Origin of the sequence: Brucella pecoris (assembly GCF_006376675.1) — a bacterium.
Lineage (GTDB): Bacteria > Pseudomonadota > Alphaproteobacteria > Rhizobiales > Rhizobiaceae > Brucella > Brucella pecoris.
This window is the reverse complement of the sequence record NZ_VEWK01000001.1, coordinates 445,063-466,840: the sequence shown is the minus strand read 5'-3', so window position 1 is coordinate 466,840 and position 21,778 is coordinate 445,063. Positions and strand designations below refer to the sequence as shown.

Below are 21,778 nucleotides of genomic sequence, written 5' to 3'. Positions count from 1 at the left end.
TAGCCTCACAGATCGAGAAGGCCGCGCTGGCGCAGCAATATCCAGAGGAAGAATGGCGCTCCAAAAAGCGCGGTGATAATGCCGATCGGCAATTCTGCCGGGGCCACAATCGTGCGGCTGACGGCATCCGCCAGAAGCAGAAGCGTCGCACCAAGCAAGGCTGATGCCGGCAGGAGATAGCGATGGTCCGGACCGATGCTGAGGCGCAGCATATGCGGCACCACAATACCGACAAAACCAATCCCACCTGCAACGGCGACCGTCGCACCAGTAGCGGCAGCCACGGTCACAATCGCTATGTTCTTGATGCGCTGCACCTGAATGCCGAGATGACCGGCGGCAGCTTCCCCCAGCGCCAACGCATTGAGGCCACGCGCAAGCAACGGCGAAACAACCAGAATGATGGCAATGATCGGTCCCGCAGCGCCAATCTTGGCCCAGGTGGAACCCGCGAGCGAACCGAGCCCCCAGAACGTCAGATCACGCAACTGTCGATCATCGGCCAGATAGATGAGTCCACCGGTCGCTGCACCTGCCAAAGCGCCAAGCGCTATGCCTGCAAGCAGCATGGTTGCAACTGAGGTGCGCCCTCGGCGCGTCGCGACACGATAGAGCAGCAGGGTACTGGCAAGCCCGCCGAGAAATGCGGCGAGCGGTAAAGCATAAACGCCGAGGATCGCTATGACAGGAGCAAGGACGCTACCGCCTAGAACAATCATCGACACGGCACCAAGCCCAGCACCAGCGGATACACCAACGAGACCCGGATCGGCCAACGGATTGCGGAAAAGGCCCTGCATCACCGCACCGGAAACCGCAAGTCCCGCTCCTATTAAAATGCCCATAACGATACGCGGCAGGCGGATCTCCATGATAATCAGGTGATCACGGCGAAATGCATCCGCACCTTCGGCTGCGCCGGAGGAGGTCAGAGCGCGCAGAACCGAAAGCACGGACGCATCCGAAGCACCAGCCGTCAGGCTGAACAGAGCGGCGATGCATAAAGTGAGCATAAGTATTATGATGGTCAGACGCGCACGGGCCGCGCGGTCTCCCGTGACGTCACCATCTGGGATGGCTACTTCTTTTTGAGAATGACGCGCTGCAAAGCGCTGTTCGCGCGCTACGCGACCTTGGCTGGTCATTTCGAATAATCCTCGCAATCAGGCCTGCAGGTTCTTCAAACTCGCAAACCCAATCATGTTATTGCGCTGCGGGAGCGCCATAGAGTTTTGCTGACAGATCACGAATGGCAGCGCCGGTCCGTGGCCCAAATCCCAAAAGATAGGTCGCGTCCATTGAAACGATATTCTTGTTTCGCCCTGCCGGTGTTGCGGCAATGATGGGGTTTTTGAGCAGCGATTCCGGCGTCATCCCGTCCGCACCCGTATCCATCATCAGGACCATGTCGGGCGCAGCTTTCTCGACAGCCTCGTCCGTCAGTTGCTTATATCCGTGATATTCGGTGATGACGTTCTCGCCACCGGCAAGTTCAATCATTCCGTTGGCTGCCGTGCCTGTGCCCGATGCCATCATGCGCCCGCCAGGAGCCGACAGCACGAAAAGCACACGCTTGCGTGGGCTGTGGCCTGCCGCAGCCTTCTCTGCCGCTTCGATATCGCGCGAGACTTCGGCAGCAAGCGTCTTGGCCTTGTCTTCCAGACCGAGAGCTTCGCCCACGATCTCGATTTTCTTGATAACGCTTTCGCCGGTATAAGTCTCCGGCACGACGATCATCGGCACAGATGCTTTTTTCAAAACATCCAGCGTGTCCTGCGGACCACTGCCTTCAAGGAGCAGAATGCCGGTCGGATTGACAGAGAGCACGCCTTCGGGTGCAAGCTGGCGCATATACCCAATATCGGGCAGCTTCTTCACCCCTTCAGGATATGCACTCGTCTGGTCACGCGCGGCAAGCATATTATCTCCACCAAGAGCATAGACGATTTCCGTCAGCGAGCCGCCGACGGAAACAATGCGCGACGTATCGCTAAAATGGTCGACAGTCTCGGCGCGCGCTACACCGGTAACCGCCAGCGACAATGCGATGGCAGCCAGGGCAGCTCCACGCCTGAAGTGCGAGGAAATGAACGACATTGCCTTCACCTTATGCAGCAGACGACTGCGGCAGACGCGGAAGATTTTCCGCAATCATACGCCAGTCGGCCAGCTCTGCTTCGCCTTCGTGACGCTCGCCGAAGAACTGAACGATCAGTTCACCACTGGCATCATAGGCTTCCAGCGAGGTCACATGACCGTCCTTCGTCGGCTTGCGCACGACCCAGACATCGGCGATGTGATCGACACGCAGATGCATATGGAACGTCGGGTCCAGTACGTTAAGCCACGGGCCCATCATCTTGATCTCGAGGATCGGACCCGTATGAATCTGGATGCAGCCACGGCTGCCGACAAAGCACATGATCGGCAGCTTTTCCTGCACCGCATGGTTCATCATGGCCTCGACCGACGACGTATCAACACGCCAAGCGAAGTCATGACCGGCAAGATGCACAGCCTGATGGCGATCCACGCCGAAATCCTTCAACAAGCCAACGAACTGGTGCACATCGGTAAGAGAACCCCAACGTTCGCGGAATGCGTCGATATCGAGAAGCGATACGTCAGCCTTCGGTCCCTTTGGCGCGAGAGCGCTGATTTCAATGACTGGGGACTGATCGTCCAGCAGCAAATCGCTGACGAGCGCCTCGTAGGCTTCAATGTTCGAAGCCGGACGCAGATGAATCTTGAAGACTGCCTCGCCCGTGGCGTCGAAGAACTGCAGGCTGCGGCGCGTTGCTTCGCCATCCTGCTTGGAGACCGCAAAACCGTGAACCCAATGCTTCGGGAAAATACGGAGGTCGATTTCCTTGCCGAGCGCCAGCGAAGCATGAGGCCCCCAGATCGTCTTTTCAAAAGGCCCGATCTTCTCATGGACGACACTCTCATTGCGCGTCAGCGTCATGATTTCGCCGACGGCCCCAATGCGGTTCAACAGCGTTTCGACATCGGCTCGAATACGCCGTGCCGAAATCGGCGCCGTTGCATCTTGTCCACAATGTGCTGCTACAAAATCGGCTTCTGATATACCGAGGCTCTGCGCAAAATCGCGTTCACGCATTTTCGGATTATCAGCCCGTGCCTTGAGAATCTGCTCTGGGGAGGGCTTGGAATGAGTCGTCATCTGATGGTTGCCTACTTGTTTAGGATGAGCTTGCCTTGGCGAGTGATCTTGAGGCGATAGAGCGAGCCGCCGTGCTCTATGCCCACTTCCCGGGAGCCGTCGAAGAGTTCGCGGCTGCCATAGGTTTTCAGTTGCGGCTCAAGCGCACTCTCGCCGAAGCGAGGTTTTATCTGAGCCGGGACGGACCCCGTTGAATCGCCGCTGAGCTGGCTTTCAGGAATGCGATTTGCAGTTCGATCGGAAACGGGTCCGCGTGGTAACCGCACCTGCATGTCGATATGGATTCGCCTGTTCATTTTCTCGCCTCAGCATCGACTTTTCACACGGTGATGCTCGCAAATTTGTTTTGTTGACATCAACAGTCATGTTTATTAATCACTGCATTACTGGAATAATCGAGTCAAGTTTAAATCTCGCTTTTTCAGCGCAAGCCCGGAAGAAATCGTCTTCCCAGCCAGCACGCGGCCTTCTCTTGAGGGGGAAGTCATAAACAATTGGATTTTTTAGGTTTCTTCGTCGCCCGCTGGGTCGGCGAAGCGCGTCTGGGTCATGAAGGAAACATTGGAAATGCGGGCGACTGGTGGGGTTCACAAACATTCAATTCTGGCGAGCACGGGGCTTGCTGTCATTCTTGTGTCGATGACGTCACAATCATTCGCGCAGGAACAAAAAGCTGCCGACGAGGAAGCTGGCGTTGCGCTGAAGACGATCACCATTCGCCAGGCGAGCGACGCGCAGGTGCCGACCTCCGTTGCGGCACCGGTCGGTAGGGTCGGCCGCGAAGAGATCAATCGTTTCGGTGGCGCAAAACTCGACGATGTATTGCGCGGCACAGCCGGCGTGTTCACTCTTCAAAATGCTTCCAATCCGGGTGTGGCCGTCAATATCCGTGGCTTCGAAGGTTCCGGTCGCGTCAACATGATGATCGACGGCGTACCGCAGAGCTATCGAAACACCGCGCACGATGCGCAGGGCTATGCCTATATCGACCCCAACCTGCTGTCTGAAATCGATGTGGCGCGTGGCGCAGTAACGACCGAGGGCGGCACCGGTCTTGCCGGTAGTGTCAATTTCCGTACGCTCGGCGTCGATGACGTTATTCTCGACGGAAAGGACAAGGGCGTTCTTGGTCGTGCATCCTGGGGCAGCAATGGAACTGGCTTCTCGGAGATGCTGGCAGGTGCGGCGCGCGTCAATTCCATAGGCATTGTTGCAGCAATCAGCCGCCATGATTCCAACGACTACAAGAACGGCGATGGCGTAACCGTCGAGAAGACCGGTGAGGAACTGACTTCCGGTCTGTTCAAGGCTGAGTTCGGTCTGGGCGAAGACCAGAAGCTGACGCTTGGCGGCGTACTCTATAACAACCATTACGGAACATATGCGAACGGCTACCGTCCGGGAACCTATACGATCTACGATATGTTCCTGCAGAACCGCACGTTCTTCGCACAGTACAACTACAATCCGTCCGACAACAATCTCATCGGCCTGGACGTCAATCTCTACCACAACAGCACATTGCAGAACTGGGAAGACGGTAATGGCGGCTTCGTGGGACGGCAGGTTTCGACCGAAACCACCGGCATGACCGCCTCGAACACGTCGCGCTTCACCTTCGGCGAAGTGGCGGTTGCGTGGAAGAATGGCTTTGAAATCAACCGCGATACCGCTGGCGGCACCCAAACGGGCGTCAATCCGACGGATGCCACATCCAATCGCGGCGCAGTCTTCTCTGAAGCGACCTGGAATTATCAGGCTCTGCAAGTCGTTACCGGCCTTCGTTACGATTATTTCAAGCTTGAAAGTGAAGACAGCTCGATCTCGAATAGCGACAGCGAGTTCAGCCCCAAAGTCACCGTTGCCTATAACGTGACCGACTGGCTGCAGCCTTACATCACCTATGCGCATTCCATGCGTTCGCCAAGCCTGCAGGAAACATTCCTCGGTGGCGTGGCGCATACCGGCACGGGCATGATGCACGGTAATCCCAATCTTCGTCCTGAAAAGCAGCGCGGCTGGGAATTCGGTGTCAATATTGCGCGCGACGGCATCCTGACCGCCGAAGACGGACTGCGCCTCAAGGCCAATTACTACATGATGCGTGTTGAGGACTACATCACGGCTGCATCCGACTACAGCCAGTTCATCAATGTCGACGGCACTTCGACAGTCAAAGGCTTCGAACTCGACGCGCGTTATGATGCCGGCTTCGCATTCGGTGGCATTGCTTATACGCATTCCAACTCTGAACTGCCCGAACAGACAGCCGGTATGGGTGCCAACCAGTATCTGCCGGAAGATGTTGTAACGGTTACAGCAGGTGCGCGCTTCTTGGAGCGTAAACTTGAAAGTGGTCTCCGCGTCCAGCACGTTTCCAGCGGAAAGACGCTCGACGGAGATAACAGCGATCCCTACACACTGGTCGACGTCTTCGCGAAGTACAAGTTCACCGACACGGTCGATCTGTCACTTCAGGTGCTGAACATCACCGACAAGGAATACACCCCTGCTCTCAGCACCTATGGTTCTGGCCGCGGGCGTACGTTCCTCGTCTCGACACAGTTCCAGTTCTAAAATTTTGAGAGGCGGTTCTCGCCTCTCATTCATGATCGTCGCATCTTCGAAGACCGACCAACCTGACCGCGGCGGGCTTCTGATCCCGAGATGTGACGCGGCGGGTGCAGCCCTACCGCTGCACTCACCGGAAACTATATAAAGTAGCCAATCCCAAACCTGATGGAAAAGGATCAGCAATGTTCATAGCCATGAATCGCTTCAAAGTTCGCGTCGGCAGCGAAGCCGACTTCGAGACCGTCTGGAAAAACCGTGACTCCAAATTGTCCGAACTTCCCGGTTTCGAAAGCTTTCACCTTCTGCGCGGCACGACCAACGAAGAGGAAGGCTACACGCTTTATGCATCACACACGGTCTGGCGCAATCGCGACGATTTCGTCGCGTGGACCAAGTCCGAACAGTTCCGCGACGCACATCGCAATGCCGGAGACAACAAGCCGCTCTATCTCGGACCTCCGCAGTTTGAAGGTTTCAGCACCGTTCTCGGCTCTTGATGAATAAAAGAAGCGCCTATCCACAAGGTGCGGCGAAATAGCGCATAATGTCGTGGCGGCTTCATTCGGATGTCGCCACGACCATCGAAAAATACCAATTATCGTTTAAAGATGGGTAGTTAACTCATATTTAGAATGATTCCAAGTTATTGATTTTTAGAACGTTTCAAAAACATAAAAATTGACAGGATAGAGCTCCACCGGCCATAACCTGACTTAATTTGGTGGGTTTTATAAATACCATCTAAGTAATGCCTTTAATGTTCGGGCCTTTAACCCTTGCAGTTGGAGGAACCATTGACCGGTTCAGTTCGGCCTTGCGCCATGAGTGAAATAACGCTGCCAGTTCTCTGGGCCAGCAACACAGTTGAAGTACAGAATGAGCCGGCAATTCTCTCCGTTCGATGCTCTTCGCATCTGACTTTTGCTTTGCAAGCAAAGGGAGATAGTTCCTCATGCTAGTCTGTAGCTGCAACGTTATTACCGATAAAGACATTGAAGCTGTTGTTATCGAGCTTCTTGATCAGGATTGCTGGCAGCTTATCGTTCCTGGCACCGTCTATAATATCATGTCCAAGCGCGGCCGTTGCTGTGGCTGCTTCCCAAACGTCGTGGAAACGATCATAAGGGTGACTGAAGAGTATCATCTTCGTCATAACCAAATGGACGAAAACGTGGTCCAGTTCATGGATCGTGTACGTTCTCTACGCGACAAATTCGGGAGTTCATGGAATGAAAGGCGAACCAAAGGTCATCGAGCGGCTTAACGAGGCACTGTTCCTCGAGCTTGGCGCTGTAAACCAGTACTGGCTTCACTACCGCCTCCTCAACGACTGGGGATTCACACGTCTTGCCAAGAAAGAACGTGAAGAATCCATAGAAGAAATGCATCATGCTGACAAGCTGATTGATCGCATCATCTTCCTCGAAGGCTTTCCGAACCTGCAGACCGTAGCTCCGCTACGCATCGGCCAGAACGTCAAGGAAGTTCTGGAAGCCGATCTTGCAGGTGAATACGACGCACGCGCTTCCTACAAAAAGTCCCGCGAAATCTGCGACGAGCTCGGCGACTACGTTTCCAAGCAGCTTTTCGACGAGCTTCTGGCTGATGAGGAAGGTCATATCGACTTCCTCGAAACCCAGCTCGACCTCCTCGCCAAGATCGGCGAAGAGCGTTATGGCCAGCTCAATGCGGCTCCGGCCGATCAAGCTGAATAATTCAATACAACGTTGCGAACAAAAGCCGGAGCCTCGCACTCCGGCTTTTTTTATGATCTCAACTTTACCGTTGCCCCTTTATCGTGATATTGCGCGCGCAATTTCCGATATTTTGTAAGGTTCTTCCAATGAGCGCACCGCGCGTCAGTTTCATTTCTCTTGGCTGCCCGAAGGCGCTTGTTGATTCCGAACGCATCATCACCAGCCTCCGTTCAGAGGGCTACGAAATCTCCCGTAAGCACGACGGCGCCGATCTTGTGATCGTCAACACCTGCGGCTTTCTGGATTCCGCGCGTGATGAATCGCTTGATGCCATTGGACTTGCGCTCAATGAAAACGGCAAAGTCATCGTAACCGGTTGTCTTGGCGCGGAACCCGATGTTATCCGCCAGCGTCACCCGAATGTGCTCGCCATCACCGGCCCGCAGGCCTATGAAAGCGTGATGAGCGCGGTGCATGAAGCGGCCCCGCCCGCGCATGATCCATATGTCGATCTGGTGCCGCCGCAGGGCGTGAAGCTGACCCCCCGCCACTATGCTTATCTCAAGATCTCCGAAGGCTGCTCAAACCGTTGCTCTTTTTGCATCATTCCGGCGCTGCGCGGCGATCTGGTGTCACGCCCGATCGATCAGGTGCTGCGTGAAGCAGAAAAACTGGTCAGCGCGGGCGTGAAGGAAATTCTCGTCATCTCACAGGATACGAGCGCCTATGGCCTCGACATCAAATATCAGGAAGCCATGTGGCAGGACCGCACGGTCCGCACCAAGTTCCTCGATCTGTCACGCGAATTGGGCGACATGGGCGTGTGGGTACGCATGCATTATGTCTACCCCTACCCGCATGTCGATGAGGTCATTCCGCTGATGGCAGAAGGTAAGATCCTGCCTTATCTGGATATTCCTTTTCAGCACTCCTCACCGGCGGTTCTGAAAAACATGCGTCGTCCAGCACATCAGGAGAAGACTTCGCGTCGCATTCAGGCCTGGCGCGAAACCTGCCCTGATCTCGCGGTTCGCTCGACCTTCATCGTCGGCTATCCCGGTGAGACGGAAGAAGATTTCCAGCTCCTCCTCGACTGGCTCGACGAAGCCAAGATCGAGCGCGCCGGCTGCTTCAAATATGAACCGGTCAAGGGCGCAAAGGCCAATGATCTAGGCCTCGAACAGGTTCCAGAGGAAGTCAAGGAAGCCCGCTGGCATCGTTTCATGGCCAAGCAGCAGCAGATTTCGACCAATCTTCTCAAGAAGAAAGTCGGCAAGCGCCTTCCGGTCATCATCGATGAAGCCAACGGAACCGTCGGCAAGGGTCGTACGCGCTACGATGCTCCCGAAATTGACGGCAGCGTTCATATCCAATCGCGCCGCCCGCTTCGTGTTGGCGACATCGTGACGGTGAAAATCGAGGCGAGCGACGCTTACGATCTGCATGGCATCGCAGTCTGATGGCGGAGGAAGCTGCCATAACGATCAGAAAAGCCGCCTGGGCTGACGTGGCGGCGATTGTCTCCATGCTTGCAGACGACGCGCTTGGCGCACAGCGCGAAGATGCGGGCCTCCCCTTGCGGGATTCCTATCGCAGCGCCTTTGCGGCGATCGATGCTGATCCCAATCAGCTTCTGGCTGTCGTGGAACATGATGGAGAGATCATCGGCTGTATGCAGATCAGCTTCATACCCGGCTTGTCGCGGATGGGCATGTGGCGCGGACAGATCGAAAGCGTGCGGATCGCAAGCCACATTCGCGGCGGCGGAATTGGCCAACAGATGATCGCGTGGGCAATCGAGCGGTGCCGCGAACGTGGCTGCGGCCTCGTGCAACTGACAACGGATAAATCGCGTTCCGATGCGCTACGTTTCTATCAGTCGCTCGGCTTCAAAGAGAGCCACGAGGGACTTAAACTATCACTTTAACAAGCAGTTCTATTACATTGAAAAAAATAAAAAGGGCGCTTTCTGCGCCCTTTTTATTTTGCAATGAAGCACAGCCTACTGCGGCAGCTTATCGTCCACACCAGCTACGTAGAAGTTCAGGCCAAGAAGGGTCTTGTCGTCAGCCTGTTCGCCTTCCTTGAGCCAAACGGAACCGTCCTGCTTCGTGATCGGACCGGTGAAAGGCTTCAGTTCGCCCGACTTGATCTTGGCTTCGGTTTCTTCAGCCAGTTTCTTCACGTCGTCCGGCATGTTGGTATAAGGCGCCATCTTCACGAGGCCTTCCTTCATACCCCACCAGATGTTCTGGCTTTTCCACGAACCATCGAGAGCGGCCTTGGCGCGATCGATATAATACGGGCCCCATTCGTCCACCACAGCGGTGAGCTGCGTGTCGGGCGCGAACTTGATCATGTCCGAAGCCTGACCGAACGCCTTGATGCCGCGATCATGCGCCACCTGAATGGCAGCCGTGGAATCGGTGTGCTGGGTGATGATGTCCACGCCCTGATCGATCAGAGCCTTCGCTGCATCTGCTTCCTTGCCCGGATCGAACCAGGAATTCGCCCAGATCACCTTGACCTTGAAGTCAGGATTGACCGACTGCGCGCCGAGCATGAATGCATTGATGCCCTGCACGACTTCCGGAACCGGCACGGAAGCGATGTAACCGGCGACACCCTTTGTCGACATCTTGGCGGCGATGACGCCCTGCACATAACGGCCCTCATAGAACCGCGCATTATAGGCAGACATGTTATCGGCAGTTTTGTAACCGGTCGCGTGCTCGAACTTCACGTCTGGGAACTTCTTGGCCACCTTAAGGGTCGGGTCCATATAACCGAACGACGTCGTGAAGATCAGCTTGTTGCCAGCACGCGCGAGGCGTTCAATGGAACGTTCAGCGTCGGCACCTTCCGGCACGCTTTCCAGAAAAGTGGTTTCAATTTTGTCTCCGAGCGCCTCTACAAGTTCCTTGCGAGCCTGATCGTGCTGGTAGGTCCAGCCGAAATCGCCCGGAGGTCCGATATAGATGAAGCCGACTTTCAGTTTTTCTTCTGCATGCGCTGCGCCGCCGAGCATAAAGCTCGCCGCAGTGGCAATCGCCATAAGCGTCTTTTTCATGTTCCCTGCACTCCTTGTTTTTACCCACTAACCAAAACGAAAACCCTTGGGATGGTTTGCGTTTACCCCTCATCCGTTCATTCTAACGATCCGGAACGAACGGTTTGCCGAGCGAAGCCGGCGTATTCATCATTGTCAGGCGTTTGTTGCGCGAGATAATCACCAGAACCACAATCGTCGCAAGATAAGGCAGCGCAGACAGAAACTGCGACGGCAAGCCAAAGCCAAGCGCCTGCGCGTGAAGCTGGCCAATGGTCACCGCGCCAAACAAATAAGCACCGATCAATACGCGCCATGGTCGCCACGATGCGAACACGACGAGAGCGAGTGCGATCCAGCCGCGACCGGCCGTCATATTTTCCACCCATTGCGGCACATAGACGAGCGACAATTGCGCCCCGGCGAGACCGGCGCAAGCACCGCCGAAAAGAACCGCCAGATAGCGCGTGCGCACCACATGCACGCCGAGCGCGTGGGCCGAACCATGGCTGTCACCGATGGCACGCAATGTAAGCCCGGCCCGTGTCCGAAACAGAAACCAGGCCACGCCAACAACCAACAGGATGGAAAGATAAAAGATAGGGTCCTGACCGAAGAGAAACCGTCCGACAAGCGGCAGATCGGTCAGATAGGGAATATGGATGGCCTCGAGCCGGACGCCAGGAAGTCCAACGAAACTTTCTCCCAGCAAGGCAGACGCGCCAACGCCCAAAATTGTGAGTGCCAGACCGGTTGCCACCTGATTGGTGACGAGGGTGAGCGTCAGAAACCCGAAGATAGCGGAGAAGAGAGCGCCAACCAGCACAGCGGCAATCAAACCCAGCCAGGCCGAGCCGGTCATCTGCGCAATGGCGAAACCAGAGACCGCCCCCATCAGCATCATGCCTTCGACACCGAGATTGAGTACACCGGATCGCTCCACCACCAGTTCACCGATGGCCGCAATCAGGAGTGGCGTCGCTGCCGTTGCAATCGTGAGAAGAATAGCCTGTGTCAAATCCATGAAATCAGGCCTTTCCCGCTTGGCGACCGGATATGAAGCGAATGCGATAAAGGATGAGTGTATCGCAAGCCAAAACGAAAAACAGGATCATGCCCTGAAACACGCGCGCGGACTTGTCCGAAATGCCGATAGAAACCTGCGCGGCTTCGCCCCCAAGATAGGACAGCGCCAGCACCAGACCGGCCGCAATCGCGCCCAGCGGATTGAGACGCCCCAGAAAAGCGACGATGATTGCCGTGAAACCGTAGCCCGGAGAAATAACCGGACGAAGCTGGCCGATAGCACCGGAGGTTTCCGCAATACCGGCAAGACCGGCAAGAGCACCGGAAACCGCAAAGACGAAGAACACCATCTTGCCTGCACTGAAACCCGCAAAACGCCCTGCTCTCGGGCTCTGGCCGATAACCTTGACCTCGAAACCCTTCAGTGTGTGCTTGAGCAGGAACCAGACGACAACCGCTGCAACGAGCGCAAAGATAAAGCCCCAATGCGCGCGGCCCGATGCGCTCCAGATTTCCGGCAGAATGGCGCTATCGTTGAACTGGCGGGTTTCCGGGAAGTTATAGCCTTCCGGATTGCGCCAAGGCCCCCGCACCAGCCAGTCGAGGAATAGCTGTGCGACATAGACAAGCATAAGGCTGGTCAGGATTTCATTGGTATTGAAACGCACTTTCAGCAAAGCGGGAATGGACGCATATACCGCCCCCCCGGCCATCCCCATCAGCATCATCAAAGGCAGAACGACCCATGACTGCAGGTCGGGAAACATGACAGGCAAGATCGAACCCGCTAAGGCTCCGGCGATGAATTGCCCTTCGGCGCCGATATTCCAGTTGTTAGACAGAAAACAAACGCAGAGACCGACAGCGATCAGGATCAGCGGTGCAGCTTTCACTAGCAATTCATGCCATGACCAGATGTCGAACAATGGCTCGACGAAGAAGACGTAAAGCGCATGCAGTGGGTCTTTACCCATCAGCGCAAAAGCAAGCCCGCCGAAAATCAGCGTCAAGGACAGTGCAAGCAATGGTGACAAAGCACTGAAAAGTCTCGATGGCTGCGGACGTTTGACGAGTTCGATCCGCATCATGCAGCTCCCGCCTCTCCAGAGATACCGCCCATCAGAAGGCCGATCTTTTCGAGCGTTACATCGGCAATCGGCATAGGATCGGAAAGCTGGCCATGGTTCATGACGGCAATGCGGTCGCTGATTTCAAGAAGCTCATCAAGATCCTGACTGATGACGAGAACTGCGGAACCGGAGCGCGCAAGATCAACAAGCGCTTGACGGATATGTGCCGCAGCACCGGCATCGACACCCCATGTCGGCTGGTTCACCACCATGACAGACGGTGAACGGTCGAGCTCGCGACCGATGATGAATTTCTGGAGATTTCCGCCGGAAAGTGCAGACGCAGTCGGATTTTCAGCGCTCTTGCGCACATCCATTCGCTCAATGATGCGTTTGGCAGCCGACCGAAGCGCGCTCTCTGCGATCAGCTTCATTTTGCCGCCGCGCAAGAAGGCTTTTGCGTCGGTCTTGTACCGGGACAAGAACAGATTGTCGGTCAATGTCATGGTTGGAACCGCACCATGACCAAGCCGCTCCTCAGGAACGAAGGCTGCTCCCATCATGCGTCTTTCAGTGATCCCGGCCTTGCCCGCATCTTTCCCGCGAATACGCACACTCGATGAGTTTGACTGCAGCACTTCGCCGGAAACAGCCTCGAAAAATTCGCCCTGCCCATTGCCCGCTACACCAGCTATACCAACGACTTCGCCAGCGGCAACCGAGAGAGAAATACCTTTCAGCGCAGTCGAAAACGGACCACGCGGCGGTTGTAACAGGGACCTGACTTCAAGAAGCGCATCGTTACCGACATTTGCTACCGCTATTGGGCTACGTGCGACGACGTTGATGTCATTGCCGACCATCATGCGGGCAAGGGAGGCGGCAGTTTCCTTGCGCGGATCGCAATGCGCGACGACCTTACCATGCCGCAGCACCGTTGCACGGTCACACAGGCGCTTTACTTCCTCCAGACGATGGCTGATGTAAAGGATCGACTTGCCTTCAGATTTCAGGCGCTCCAGCGTTTCGAACAGCTTGTCGGCTTCCTGCGGCGTCAGCACCGAGGTAGGCTCATCAAGGATGATGAGATCCGGCTCCTGCAGAAGACAACGCACGATTTCGATACGTTGGCGCTCACCGACCGACAAATCGCCAACATGAGCTTTAGGGTCGACTGGAAGACCGTAGGTTTTACCAACCTCACGAGCCCGCTTTGCAACGTCGGAAAGCGATAGCGAACGGTCGAGCGACAAGGCTATATTTTCAGCGGCGGTAAGTGAGTCAAACAGCGAAAAATGCTGGAAAACCATGCCAATGCCGAGTTTTCTTGCGGCAGCAGGTTCATCTATCGTGACCGGCCGTCCCTTCCAAACGATTTCGCCTTCAAGGGGCTGAAGCGCACCGAAAAGCATCTTCACGAAGGTGGATTTTCCGGCACCGTTTTCACCCAGAAGCGCATGAATCTCGCCTTCCCCGATAGTGAGGTCGACACCATCGCAGGCCCGCAACTGACCAAATACTTTCGTGAGCCGGCGGACATCCAGAAGAGGCCGGTCGGTTAAAGGCGCTGTCATTGTTCCCCAATTGTATTTTTGAGCGACCTTATCCAGCAACTCTGCTCTTGAAAAGCCCAAAAGCAAGCAGCGGTGGACATATGCACACCGCTGCAACCATCTGCCTGATCATGGAAGCAGAATCGTAGTTCCTGTCGTCTTGCGAGCCTCCAAATCCTCGTGCGCTTTGCTCGCATCCTTGAGCGCATAGGTCTGGTTGATCTCGATCCTGACGGTTCCGCTTCCAACCACATCGAAAAGCTCTGCTGCCGTCTTTTCGAGGTCCGCCCGCTTGGCAATGTAATTGAACAGCGTTGGACGCGTGGCGAAGAGTGAACCCTTCTGCGCCAGAATGCCGAGATCGAACGGCGGAATGACACCCGACGACTGACCAAAGCAGGCGAACATACCAAGCGGCTTTAGAACGTCCAGCGATCCCATATAGGTATCGCGTCCAACAGAATCATAGACGACATCGACGCCCGCCCCGTCGGTCAGTTCCTTCACCTTCTCGGCGAAGTTCTCGGTGCGGTAATTGATGACGTGGTCGTAGCCGTGCTTTCTGGCCAGCGCGATCTTTTCTTCCGATCCCGCTGTACCGATGACCGTGGCGCCAAGATGTTTTGCCCATTGTCCGGCAATCAGCCCCACACCACCGGCAGCGGCATGAAACAGGATCGTCTGTCCCGGCTCCACCTTGAATGTACGCCGCAGAAGATATTGCGCCGTCATGCCCTTCAGCATCATGGAGGCGGCCGTTTTCAGATCGACATTATCCGGAACCTTGACCAGCCGATCAGCAAGCAGAATGCGCTCGTCCGCATAGGAACCCGGCGTCGCGACATAGGCGACGCGATCGCCGACACGAACATCCTCAACGCCCGGACCAACCGCAATGACCGTTCCCGCGCCTTCGTTGCCGGGCGTAAATGGCATCTGGGCCGCCTTGTAAAGCCCGGTACGGAAATAGACGTCGATGAAGTTGAGACCGACGGCTTCGTGACGCACTTTCGCCTCACCCGGACCGGGTTCGCCTATCTCGATCTGTTCATACTTCATGACTTCAGGTCCACCGGTCTGATGGACGCGAATGGCTTTGATCATCATGCTTCTCCAGTTTTCCTTGCGGCAGCGGCTTTCTCAGCCGCGATGACAGTGGCAGTCCGTCCCAGTCCGGGGAAAAACTGCATGACAGCGCCGATGAAGTAGATGTAGAGGCCCGTCACGGATATGCCGATGCGGACCCACAACGGCGCGTCCAGAGTATAATAGAGCGCAGCCGCACCAAATGCACACCAAAGCAGGAAAACCGTCAGATTAAGCGGCCGCAGGCGCACGACACGCACCGGGTGCAGGAAACTGATCGGTAGGAACGAAAGGATTGCCGACGCGACAACCGTTGCAAAGGCGACCCATTCACCCGGTCTGACGATGAAAAGCGTAAAGACCACCATGTTCCAGACCACCGGAAACCCTTTGAAGAAGTTCTCCTTTGTCTTCATGCCGGTGTCGGCATAGTAAATCGCGCTCGAAACCACGATAATGGCACCGGATATAAACGACAGATACGTTCCCATGAATCCGCTTTGATAGAGCGCGAAAGCCGGTATCAGAACGTAGGTGACGTAATCGATGATATTGTCGAGTAGCTCGCCAGACCAGTTCGGCAGAACATATTTGACTTCGAGCTTGCGCGCGATGGGACCGTCGATACCGTCGACGAAAAGCGCCAGCCCCAGCCACCACCACATCGCTGTGTAACGCCCGTCACTGGCCGCAACTATGGAAAGAAACGCCAGAAACGAACCCGATGCCGTCAGAAGATGAACCGAAAACGCCTTGGCTTGCGGCGCGGTGACTTTCTTGGCTTTGAGTTTTCCGGTCAGTTTGGTTTTCACGCCATCCGCCATTTCAATTTGTCGCCGCGCATATCCCGCCCAGGATAATCCCCAAGGCAGCGAGTACATTTCATCTATAAGGGAACGTATACACCAAACAAACTGACGTCCCCACACTCAGGATCATCCAGAAGCTTCCTACCCGAGAAAAGCCGTGATCTTGCAGCAGCTTTCCCTGAATAAGCACAAAAGAGCAAGTAAGGCGTGAGGCAAATCCGCCATAATCCCACGGAAGAATGGCCTTTGGGCTACATTTCGGTTTAAGTGCGCCTCAAACGCATCCGACTGGAATCATCAGACGATGCGAGATGCGTAGCGAACGGTCACGAGGTCTGCACTGCCGGACCAGGGATGAAACACGATGAACGATCTTGTTGTGAACAAGCCTCTCACCGACATTGTCATCAGCGGTAGCGGCCCCGCCGGAATGATGGCAGCTCTGGCACTCGGAGCGAAAGGCTATCGCACTGTGTTGCTGGGTCCGGAGACCGACAAAGGCGATCGTCGTACCACAGCGCTCATGATGCCTGCCATCCGACTGCTGGAAGGGCTGGGCGTCTGGTCCGATATCGAGCCGGAAGCGGCAGCTCTTGCCTCCATGCGCATTATCGATGCGACGCGCCGCCTCGTGAGAAGCCCGGTTGTGACCTTCCGTGCCGGCGAAATCGATGAAGCTGCATTTGGCTACAATATCCCGAATGCCGTTTTGAACGAGAAACTGGCAGAGGCCGTCGCACGTAATCCGAATGTTCAACGCATCCATGCCTCAGTTATCGAATATCGCCACAATGGCGACCATGTGACCATCACGCTTTCAGGCGGCGACACGTTGCATACACGGCTGGTCGTTGCGGCGGACGGGCGCAATTCCATGGCTCGCGAAGCGGCAGGCATCCGCACGCGCCGCTGGAGCTATCCGCAGACAGCCGTCGTGCTTTCTTTCTCGCATAGTGTCGATCATGAAAACATCTCGACAGAATTTCACACAGAAGAAGGCCCATTCACTCAGGTACCACTGAAGGGCAAACGCTCAAGCCTTGTCTGGGTGGTGAATCCCGGTCGCGCCGAAGCGCTTCTCGCGCTTGATGAAGCTGCGCTTGCTGCACGCATCGAGGATATGATGCAGTCCATGCTGGGCAAGATCAGGCTTGAAATCAAGCCGCAGGCCTGGCCCCTTTCCGGCCTGGTGCCTTACGTCTTTGCGGCCAAGCGTGCGATCTTGATCGGTGAAGCCGCGCACGTGTTTCCGCCAATCGGTGCGCAGGGCCTCAATCTTGGTTCGCGCGACGTCGAAACGCTGGTCAAGGCCATTGAGAGCGATCCTGTCGATCCCGGCTCGGATCGGGTCATTCGCGCCTATGACCGCGCAAGACGGCCAGACATTCTGGCGCGCACCGGCTCGGTCGATGCACTCAATCGTTCGCTTCTCTCCGGCATGCTTCCGGCACAGATCATGCGTGGCGTCGGGCTGGAAATGCTTCGCTCATTCGCTCCGTTGCGTGCGTTCTTCATGCGTGAGGGGCTGCGCCCCGGCAGCGGTTTCTCGCATTTCCTTCCGAAACTGCCGAGCCTTCCGTACAAAAGTGACGGCAAGCGCTCCAGCTAAGACCGTTTTCAGATTATCAGAAATATCAACGGACAGAATTGCCGGTTCTCGCCGACTTTAATTTGTCACGCGGTGAACTACATAACGTTGCATGGGTATGACACAGATAAAGCACGCGAAATTTCAGATCGGTCAGGTCGTCAAGCACCGGTTATTCCCCTTCCGCGGGGTTATCTTCGACGTGGATCCCGAATTTGCGAATACGGAAGAATGGTATGCGTCCATTCCCGAGGAAGCGCGCCCGCATCGCGATCAGCCTTTTTACCACCTGCTCGCAGAGAACGCAGAATCCGAGTATGTCGCCTATGTGTCGGAACAGAACCTTGTGCCTGATCTAAGCGGCGAGCCTCTGCGTCACCCTCAGATCGAGGAGATGTTCGATCGGCTGGACAATGGCTCCTATCGCGTAAAATCACAGCATTCGAACTAAGATAGAACTTTCTTTTAAAGTGATAGCTCAAAACACAAAGGGGCGCTCGAAGCGCCCCTTTCTTATAACAGACTGGAGAGCAGCTTAGTTAGCTGCGCCCTTTGCCTTGTCCTGTTCAGCCTTCATCTTGGCTTCGAAATCCTTCTGGCGCTTCTGAACAGCGTCTTGAAGTTCCTTCTGGCGTTCTTCCAGTTCCGACTGCTTGAGAGCTGGACCGGTCAGGGCCCCGGAGAAACCGGTGAGCGCGACCGGAATCGGGTTTGGCTTGTTCTGATAGTTGACCGAAGTCAGGGTCAGCTTGCCACCCTTCTTGAGCGCATTGATGAGATCGTCGGTCAGCGGAGCTTCGGCGATGCAGCGATCCGGGAAGCAGATGCCGTATTCGAGCTTGACCGGCTTGTTGTTGTCGATCTGAAGACCAACACCGGCAGGAATCAGGCGCCCGATAGGAACAGTCACCTGAAAGATCTTGCGGTTGATCTTGCCTTTGATTTCGATGAGGTTGACGGCGGTCAGGAGCTGGCCGGAATCCGCAGTGACGATGTTCTGCGTGTTGCAGATGTCATTGTCTTCCTGCTTCGAGCAGACCTTGAACCAGCCCTGTGGTGGCTGCTGTGCCGATGCAGGCATCGTCGCGGAGGCAAGCAGGGCGAACGCGCCAGCGATGGCAGATGCGGCAGCGATTGTCTTCGTGCTGGACATGATCAACAGGTTCCTTTCAACGCTCTGATCTATAGTTCCCGTTCTATATTCTTAAGTCAGCGATAGACCGTCACTGGTTTGAAAATGCGGCAACAGCGTGACCTTGGGGATTTTGACCCCCAACAAGACCCTGTCCGGGCCTAATCCGGAGCCGTGTTACAACGACTAGGGGTATGAATCCAGATGAGTTTCGACATTCCATACTCGGAATCCGCCAAAATCTTTATTTTAGCCCCTACTGTCACGTGACGGACACGCCCTAATTCCGCACATAATGTACGATCATGCTAGTTTTCGGTTCCGAATCGACGCTTCCCAGCGGCGACCATCAAACTTATTTACAATGGACGATTGAAGTTGAACGGATTGATTGCCTTTCTCCGCAAATTGGTTCTTGCGAGCCTTACCGGAGCTGTCGTCGGCGCGATGCCGGCGCAGGCGATAGCCGAAGCACAGCCCGACTATGCGCTCTCCATGCATGGGGACGTGGCGCTACCGGCTGACTTTACCCATTTCCCATATGCAAACGGCAACGCACCGAAGGGTGGTGCACTCACAATGGGCGTTGTCGGCACTTTCGACAGCCTCAATCCGTTTGTGCTGAAAAGCATGCGCACGACAGCGCGCGGACTGTTTGGGGACGTCGACCTCGGCAATCTGGTCTATGAAACACTTATGCAGCGTTCGCGGGATGAGCCATTTACCCTTTACGGCCTGCTGGCTGAGAAGGTTACTGTCGATCCGGACCGCAAATGGGTCGAATTCACTTTGAATCCGAAGGCGAAATGGTCGGACGGCCAGCCAGTGACGGTGGACGACGTTCTCTTCACCTACGACATTCTGACGAAAAAGGGCCGCCCTCCTTACAACAACCGGATGAGTCGGGTCGATAAAATCGAACAGACGGGGGAGCGCTCAGTTCGCTTCACTTTCAATGACAAATCGGATCGTGAATTTCCGATGCTGATCGCCTCATCGATGCCTGTGCTGCCTAAGCACGCCATCGATCGCGAAACCTTCGGCAATTCAACGCTGAAACCACCTGTCGGCAGCGGTCCCTATCTCGTTTCCGGCGTGCAGCCCGGCCAGCGCATCATCTACAAGCGCAACCCAGACTATTGGGGCAAGGATCTGCCGTCGCAGCGCGGTCTCAATAACTTCGATACGTTGACCATCGAATATTATCGCAACGAAACCTCCCTGTTTGAATCTTTCAAGAAAGGTCTGCTTGATATTTTCATCGAGGCAAACCCGACACGCTGGGAAAAGCTTTATGATTTCCCGGCTGTAAAACAGGGCAAGGTCATCAAGGACAGCTTTGAAAAAGGCACGCCAGCCAACATGCTGGGCTTCGTGTTCAACACGCGCCGTCCAATTTTCGCCGACCGTCGCGTCCGGCAAGCTCTGGGGCTGCTGTTCGACTTCGAATGGGCTAACCGCAATCTTTTCGCCGACCAATACCGCCGTACGCAAAGTTTTTGGGAAGGTTCGCAACTTTCTTCCGTCGGCAAGCCAGCAGATGCCCGCGAGAAACAGTTACTGGAGCCGTTCCTCGAAGCTGTTCGTGAGGACGTCATGAATGGCACATGGCACCCGCCCGTAACGGACGGCAGCGGCCATGACCGGACGCCTGCAAAGAAAGCCTACGATCTCCTTACGGAAGCCGGTTTCCAGTTTGAACATGGCCTCGCCGTCGATGCCTCCGGCAAGCCGCTTAAGTTCGAGATCATGACGCGCTCGCCTGATGAAGAAAAAGTCGCGCTGGCCTATAAACGCAATCTTGCGCGGCTCGGTATCACAGCCGAGATACGTACAGCAGATGACGCTCAATATCAGCAACGTCTCCAGACATTCGACTACGATATGATTCTCGGCGCACTGACCGGTTCGCTTTCGCCCGGCAACGAACAATGGATGCGCTGGGGTGCAGCCTCGCGCGAAGTTCAGGGTAGTTTCAACTATCCGGGCGTTGCCGATCCGGCAGTCGATGCGATGATCGAAGCATTGCTGGCCGCAAGAAGTCGCACTGATTTTGTGAGTGCGGTGCGCGCGCTTGATCGCGTACTTATCTCTGGTGACTACTACATTCCGCTTTACCACCTGCCCTACCAGTGGGTGGCGCGCTGGGATCGTATAGAACATCCGCAAAAGACTTCGCTCTATGGCTACCAATTGCCAACTTGGTGGCGCGCAAAACCATAACCGGGCTTTAACGTTGATGTAATTCGCCCTACATGCACCCGATATATGATGAATATTCAACGGGAGGCCGAGCCTCCGGTTCCTGCACGGAGACGCTACCATGGCCACCAGAAAGATTACTATCGATGTCGTATCGGATGTCGTCTGCCCATGGTGTTTTCTGGGACGCAAGCGCCTCGAATCGGCTTTGGCCATGGTGCCCGACGTGGAGGCAGAAGTGCGCTGGCGCCCTTATCAGCTAGACCCTACCCTGCCTCTGCAAGGCAAGGATCGCCAAGCCTATATGCGGGAGAAATTTGGCAGCGGCTCCAAGATCGATGACATCCACAAACAACTGACCGAGCTGGGCGAAGAAAGCGGCATCGTCTTCGATTTTGATGCAATCGCCCGCGCGCCGAACACGCTTGATGCGCATCGCGTCATCCACTGGGCCGCACAGGCTGCCCCAGATACGCAGGATCGGGTGGTCGGTATGTTGTTTTCGCTCTACTTCGAGCAGGGACAAGACATCGGCGATCACGAAGTGCTGGTCGATGCCGCAGCAAGCGCTGGCATGGATGCCGCCGTCGTCGCCCGTCTGCTGGAGAGCGAAGCCGACAAGGCAACAATCCGTGAGGAAATCGACACCGCCAACCGTATCGGTGTGCGCGGCGTGCCCTGCTTCATCATTGACCAGAAATACGCCGTTATGGGCGCGCAAACCGCTGATGCTCTGGCCGATGCCATTCGCCAGACGGCGGAAGGCTTCGAGCCGGGCATTTCCGAAGATCGGTAAACTGACAAAGGC

The 21,778-nt window shown here is 55.7% G+C and carries 21 protein-coding genes; 10 read left to right on the top strand and 11 right to left on the bottom strand.

The genetic code is table 11. From position 1 onward, the window contains the following. Positions 1-5 precede the first annotated feature (5 nt). The 4 genes from FIB18_RS02135 to hemP are packed head-to-tail and all read right to left on the bottom strand — an operon-like array spanning position 6 to position 3,456. Complete coding sequence (locus FIB18_RS02135; RefSeq protein ID WP_140019192.1) at positions 6-1,145, bottom strand: FecCD family ABC transporter permease; 1,140 nt, start codon at positions 1,143-1,145, stop codon at positions 6-8. Between the two features lie 58 nt (positions 1,146-1,203). Beyond that, positions 1,204-2,097 (bottom strand): heme/hemin ABC transporter substrate-binding protein, encoded by an 894-nt coding sequence (locus tag FIB18_RS02130; RefSeq protein ID WP_140019191.1) that lies wholly within the window; start codon positions 2,095-2,097, stop codon positions 1,204-1,206. 10 nt (positions 2,098-2,107) lie between these two features. Next, positions 2,108-3,184, bottom strand: coding sequence for a hemin-degrading factor (locus FIB18_RS02125; RefSeq protein WP_140019190.1), 1,077 nt, complete (start codon positions 3,182-3,184; stop codon positions 2,108-2,110). A gap of 11 nt (positions 3,185-3,195) precedes the next feature. Continuing rightward, complete coding sequence (gene hemP, locus FIB18_RS02120) at positions 3,196-3,456, bottom strand: hemin uptake protein HemP (RefSeq protein WP_328593080.1); 261 nt, start codon at positions 3,454-3,456, stop codon at positions 3,196-3,198. A 295-nt stretch (positions 3,457-3,751) separates the two neighbouring features. Between hemP and FIB18_RS02115 the strand changes: the two genes are divergently transcribed. The 6 genes from FIB18_RS02115 (at position 3,752) to FIB18_RS02090 (ending at position 9,382) form a co-directional block, all read left to right on the top strand. Continuing rightward, a complete protein-coding gene (locus FIB18_RS02115) occupies positions 3,752-5,761 on the top strand; it encodes a TonB-dependent receptor domain-containing protein (RefSeq protein ID WP_235894803.1) in 2,010 nt (669 codons plus the stop codon). 179 nt (positions 5,762-5,940) lie between these two features. Beyond that, positions 5,941-6,255, top strand: coding sequence for an antibiotic biosynthesis monooxygenase family protein (locus FIB18_RS02110; RefSeq protein ID WP_140019187.1), 315 nt, complete (start codon positions 5,941-5,943; stop codon positions 6,253-6,255). A 455-nt stretch (positions 6,256-6,710) separates the two neighbouring features. Continuing rightward, the gene (locus FIB18_RS02105; protein WP_109986605.1) at positions 6,711-7,022 is read left to right on the top strand and encodes a (2Fe-2S)-binding protein; all 312 of its coding nucleotides are present in this window, start codon (positions 6,711-6,713) and stop codon (positions 7,020-7,022) included. Beyond that, entirely contained in the window at positions 6,988-7,473 is a 486-nt protein-coding gene (bfr, locus tag FIB18_RS02100; RefSeq protein ID WP_006468896.1) for a bacterioferritin, read from the top strand. The genes FIB18_RS02105 and bfr overlap by 35 nt, the downstream gene beginning before the upstream one ends. A 128-nt stretch (positions 7,474-7,601) precedes the next feature. Continuing rightward, positions 7,602-8,915, top strand: a complete 1,314-nt coding sequence (gene rimO / locus FIB18_RS02095; protein ID WP_140019186.1) for a 30S ribosomal protein S12 methylthiotransferase RimO — start codon at positions 7,602-7,604, stop codon at positions 8,913-8,915. After that, complete coding sequence (locus FIB18_RS02090; RefSeq protein WP_140019185.1) at positions 8,915-9,382, top strand: GNAT family N-acetyltransferase; 468 nt, start codon at positions 8,915-8,917, stop codon at positions 9,380-9,382. The genes rimO and FIB18_RS02090 overlap by 1 nt, the downstream gene beginning before the upstream one ends. Before the next feature lie 75 nt (positions 9,383-9,457). Here FIB18_RS02090 and FIB18_RS02085 read toward each other — a convergent pair whose 3' ends face one another. The 6 genes from FIB18_RS02085 to pcsA form a co-directional block, all read right to left on the bottom strand. Next, a complete protein-coding gene (locus tag FIB18_RS02085; protein ID WP_140019184.1) occupies positions 9,458-10,525 on the bottom strand; it encodes a BMP family ABC transporter substrate-binding protein in 1,068 nt (355 codons plus the stop codon). Positions 10,526-10,607: 82 nt separating this feature from the next. Further along, a complete protein-coding gene (locus FIB18_RS02080) occupies positions 10,608-11,528 on the bottom strand; it encodes an ABC transporter permease (RefSeq protein ID WP_140019183.1) in 921 nt (306 codons plus the stop codon). A gap of 4 nt (positions 11,529-11,532) precedes the next feature. Continuing rightward, entirely contained in the window at positions 11,533-12,615 is a 1,083-nt protein-coding gene (locus FIB18_RS02075) for an ABC transporter permease (RefSeq protein ID WP_140019393.1), read from the bottom strand. Continuing rightward, entirely contained in the window at positions 12,615-14,174 is a 1,560-nt protein-coding gene (locus FIB18_RS02070) for an ABC transporter ATP-binding protein (protein WP_140019182.1), read from the bottom strand. Before FIB18_RS02070 ends, FIB18_RS02075 begins: the two co-directional genes overlap by 1 nt. A 108-nt stretch (positions 14,175-14,282) precedes the next feature. Next, positions 14,283-15,257, bottom strand: a complete 975-nt coding sequence (locus tag FIB18_RS02065) for a quinone oxidoreductase family protein (protein WP_140019181.1) — start codon at positions 15,255-15,257, stop codon at positions 14,283-14,285. After that, on the bottom strand, positions 15,257-16,063 hold the full coding sequence (gene pcsA / locus FIB18_RS02060) for a phosphatidylcholine synthase (protein WP_140019180.1): 807 nt from the start codon (positions 16,061-16,063) through the stop codon (positions 15,257-15,259). Before pcsA ends, FIB18_RS02065 begins: the two co-directional genes overlap by 1 nt. Positions 16,064-16,412: 349 nt before the next feature. On the opposite strand from pcsA, the gene FIB18_RS02055 reads away from it, so the two are divergent. Together FIB18_RS02055 and hspQ are read left to right on the top strand one after the other, a co-directional pair. Continuing rightward, on the top strand, positions 16,413-17,657 hold the full coding sequence (locus FIB18_RS02055; RefSeq protein ID WP_140019179.1) for a UbiH/UbiF family hydroxylase: 1,245 nt from the start codon (positions 16,413-16,415) through the stop codon (positions 17,655-17,657). Positions 17,658-17,748: 91 nt separating this feature from the next. Further along, positions 17,749-18,087, top strand: a complete 339-nt coding sequence (hspQ, locus tag FIB18_RS02050; protein WP_140019178.1) for a heat shock protein HspQ — start codon at positions 17,749-17,751, stop codon at positions 18,085-18,087. A gap of 84 nt (positions 18,088-18,171) precedes the next feature. On the opposite strand, the gene FIB18_RS02045 is transcribed toward hspQ, so the two are convergent. Beyond that, positions 18,172-18,789 carry an invasion associated locus B family protein gene (locus FIB18_RS02045; RefSeq protein ID WP_010658835.1) on the bottom strand — a complete coding sequence of 206 codons (618 nt, stop codon included), beginning with the start codon at positions 18,787-18,789 and terminating at the stop codon, positions 18,172-18,174. A 351-nt stretch (positions 18,790-19,140) separates the two neighbouring features. Between FIB18_RS02045 and FIB18_RS02040 the strand changes: the two genes are divergently transcribed. Together FIB18_RS02040 and FIB18_RS02035 are read left to right on the top strand one after the other, a co-directional pair. Further along, positions 19,141-20,991 carry an extracellular solute-binding protein gene (locus tag FIB18_RS02040; protein ID WP_140019177.1) on the top strand — a complete coding sequence of 617 codons (1,851 nt, stop codon included), beginning with the start codon at positions 19,141-19,143 and terminating at the stop codon, positions 20,989-20,991. A 100-nt stretch (positions 20,992-21,091) separates the two neighbouring features. Then, entirely contained in the window at positions 21,092-21,766 is a 675-nt protein-coding gene (locus tag FIB18_RS02035) for a DsbA family oxidoreductase (RefSeq protein WP_140019176.1), read from the top strand. Positions 21,767-21,778: the final 12 nt, after the last annotated feature.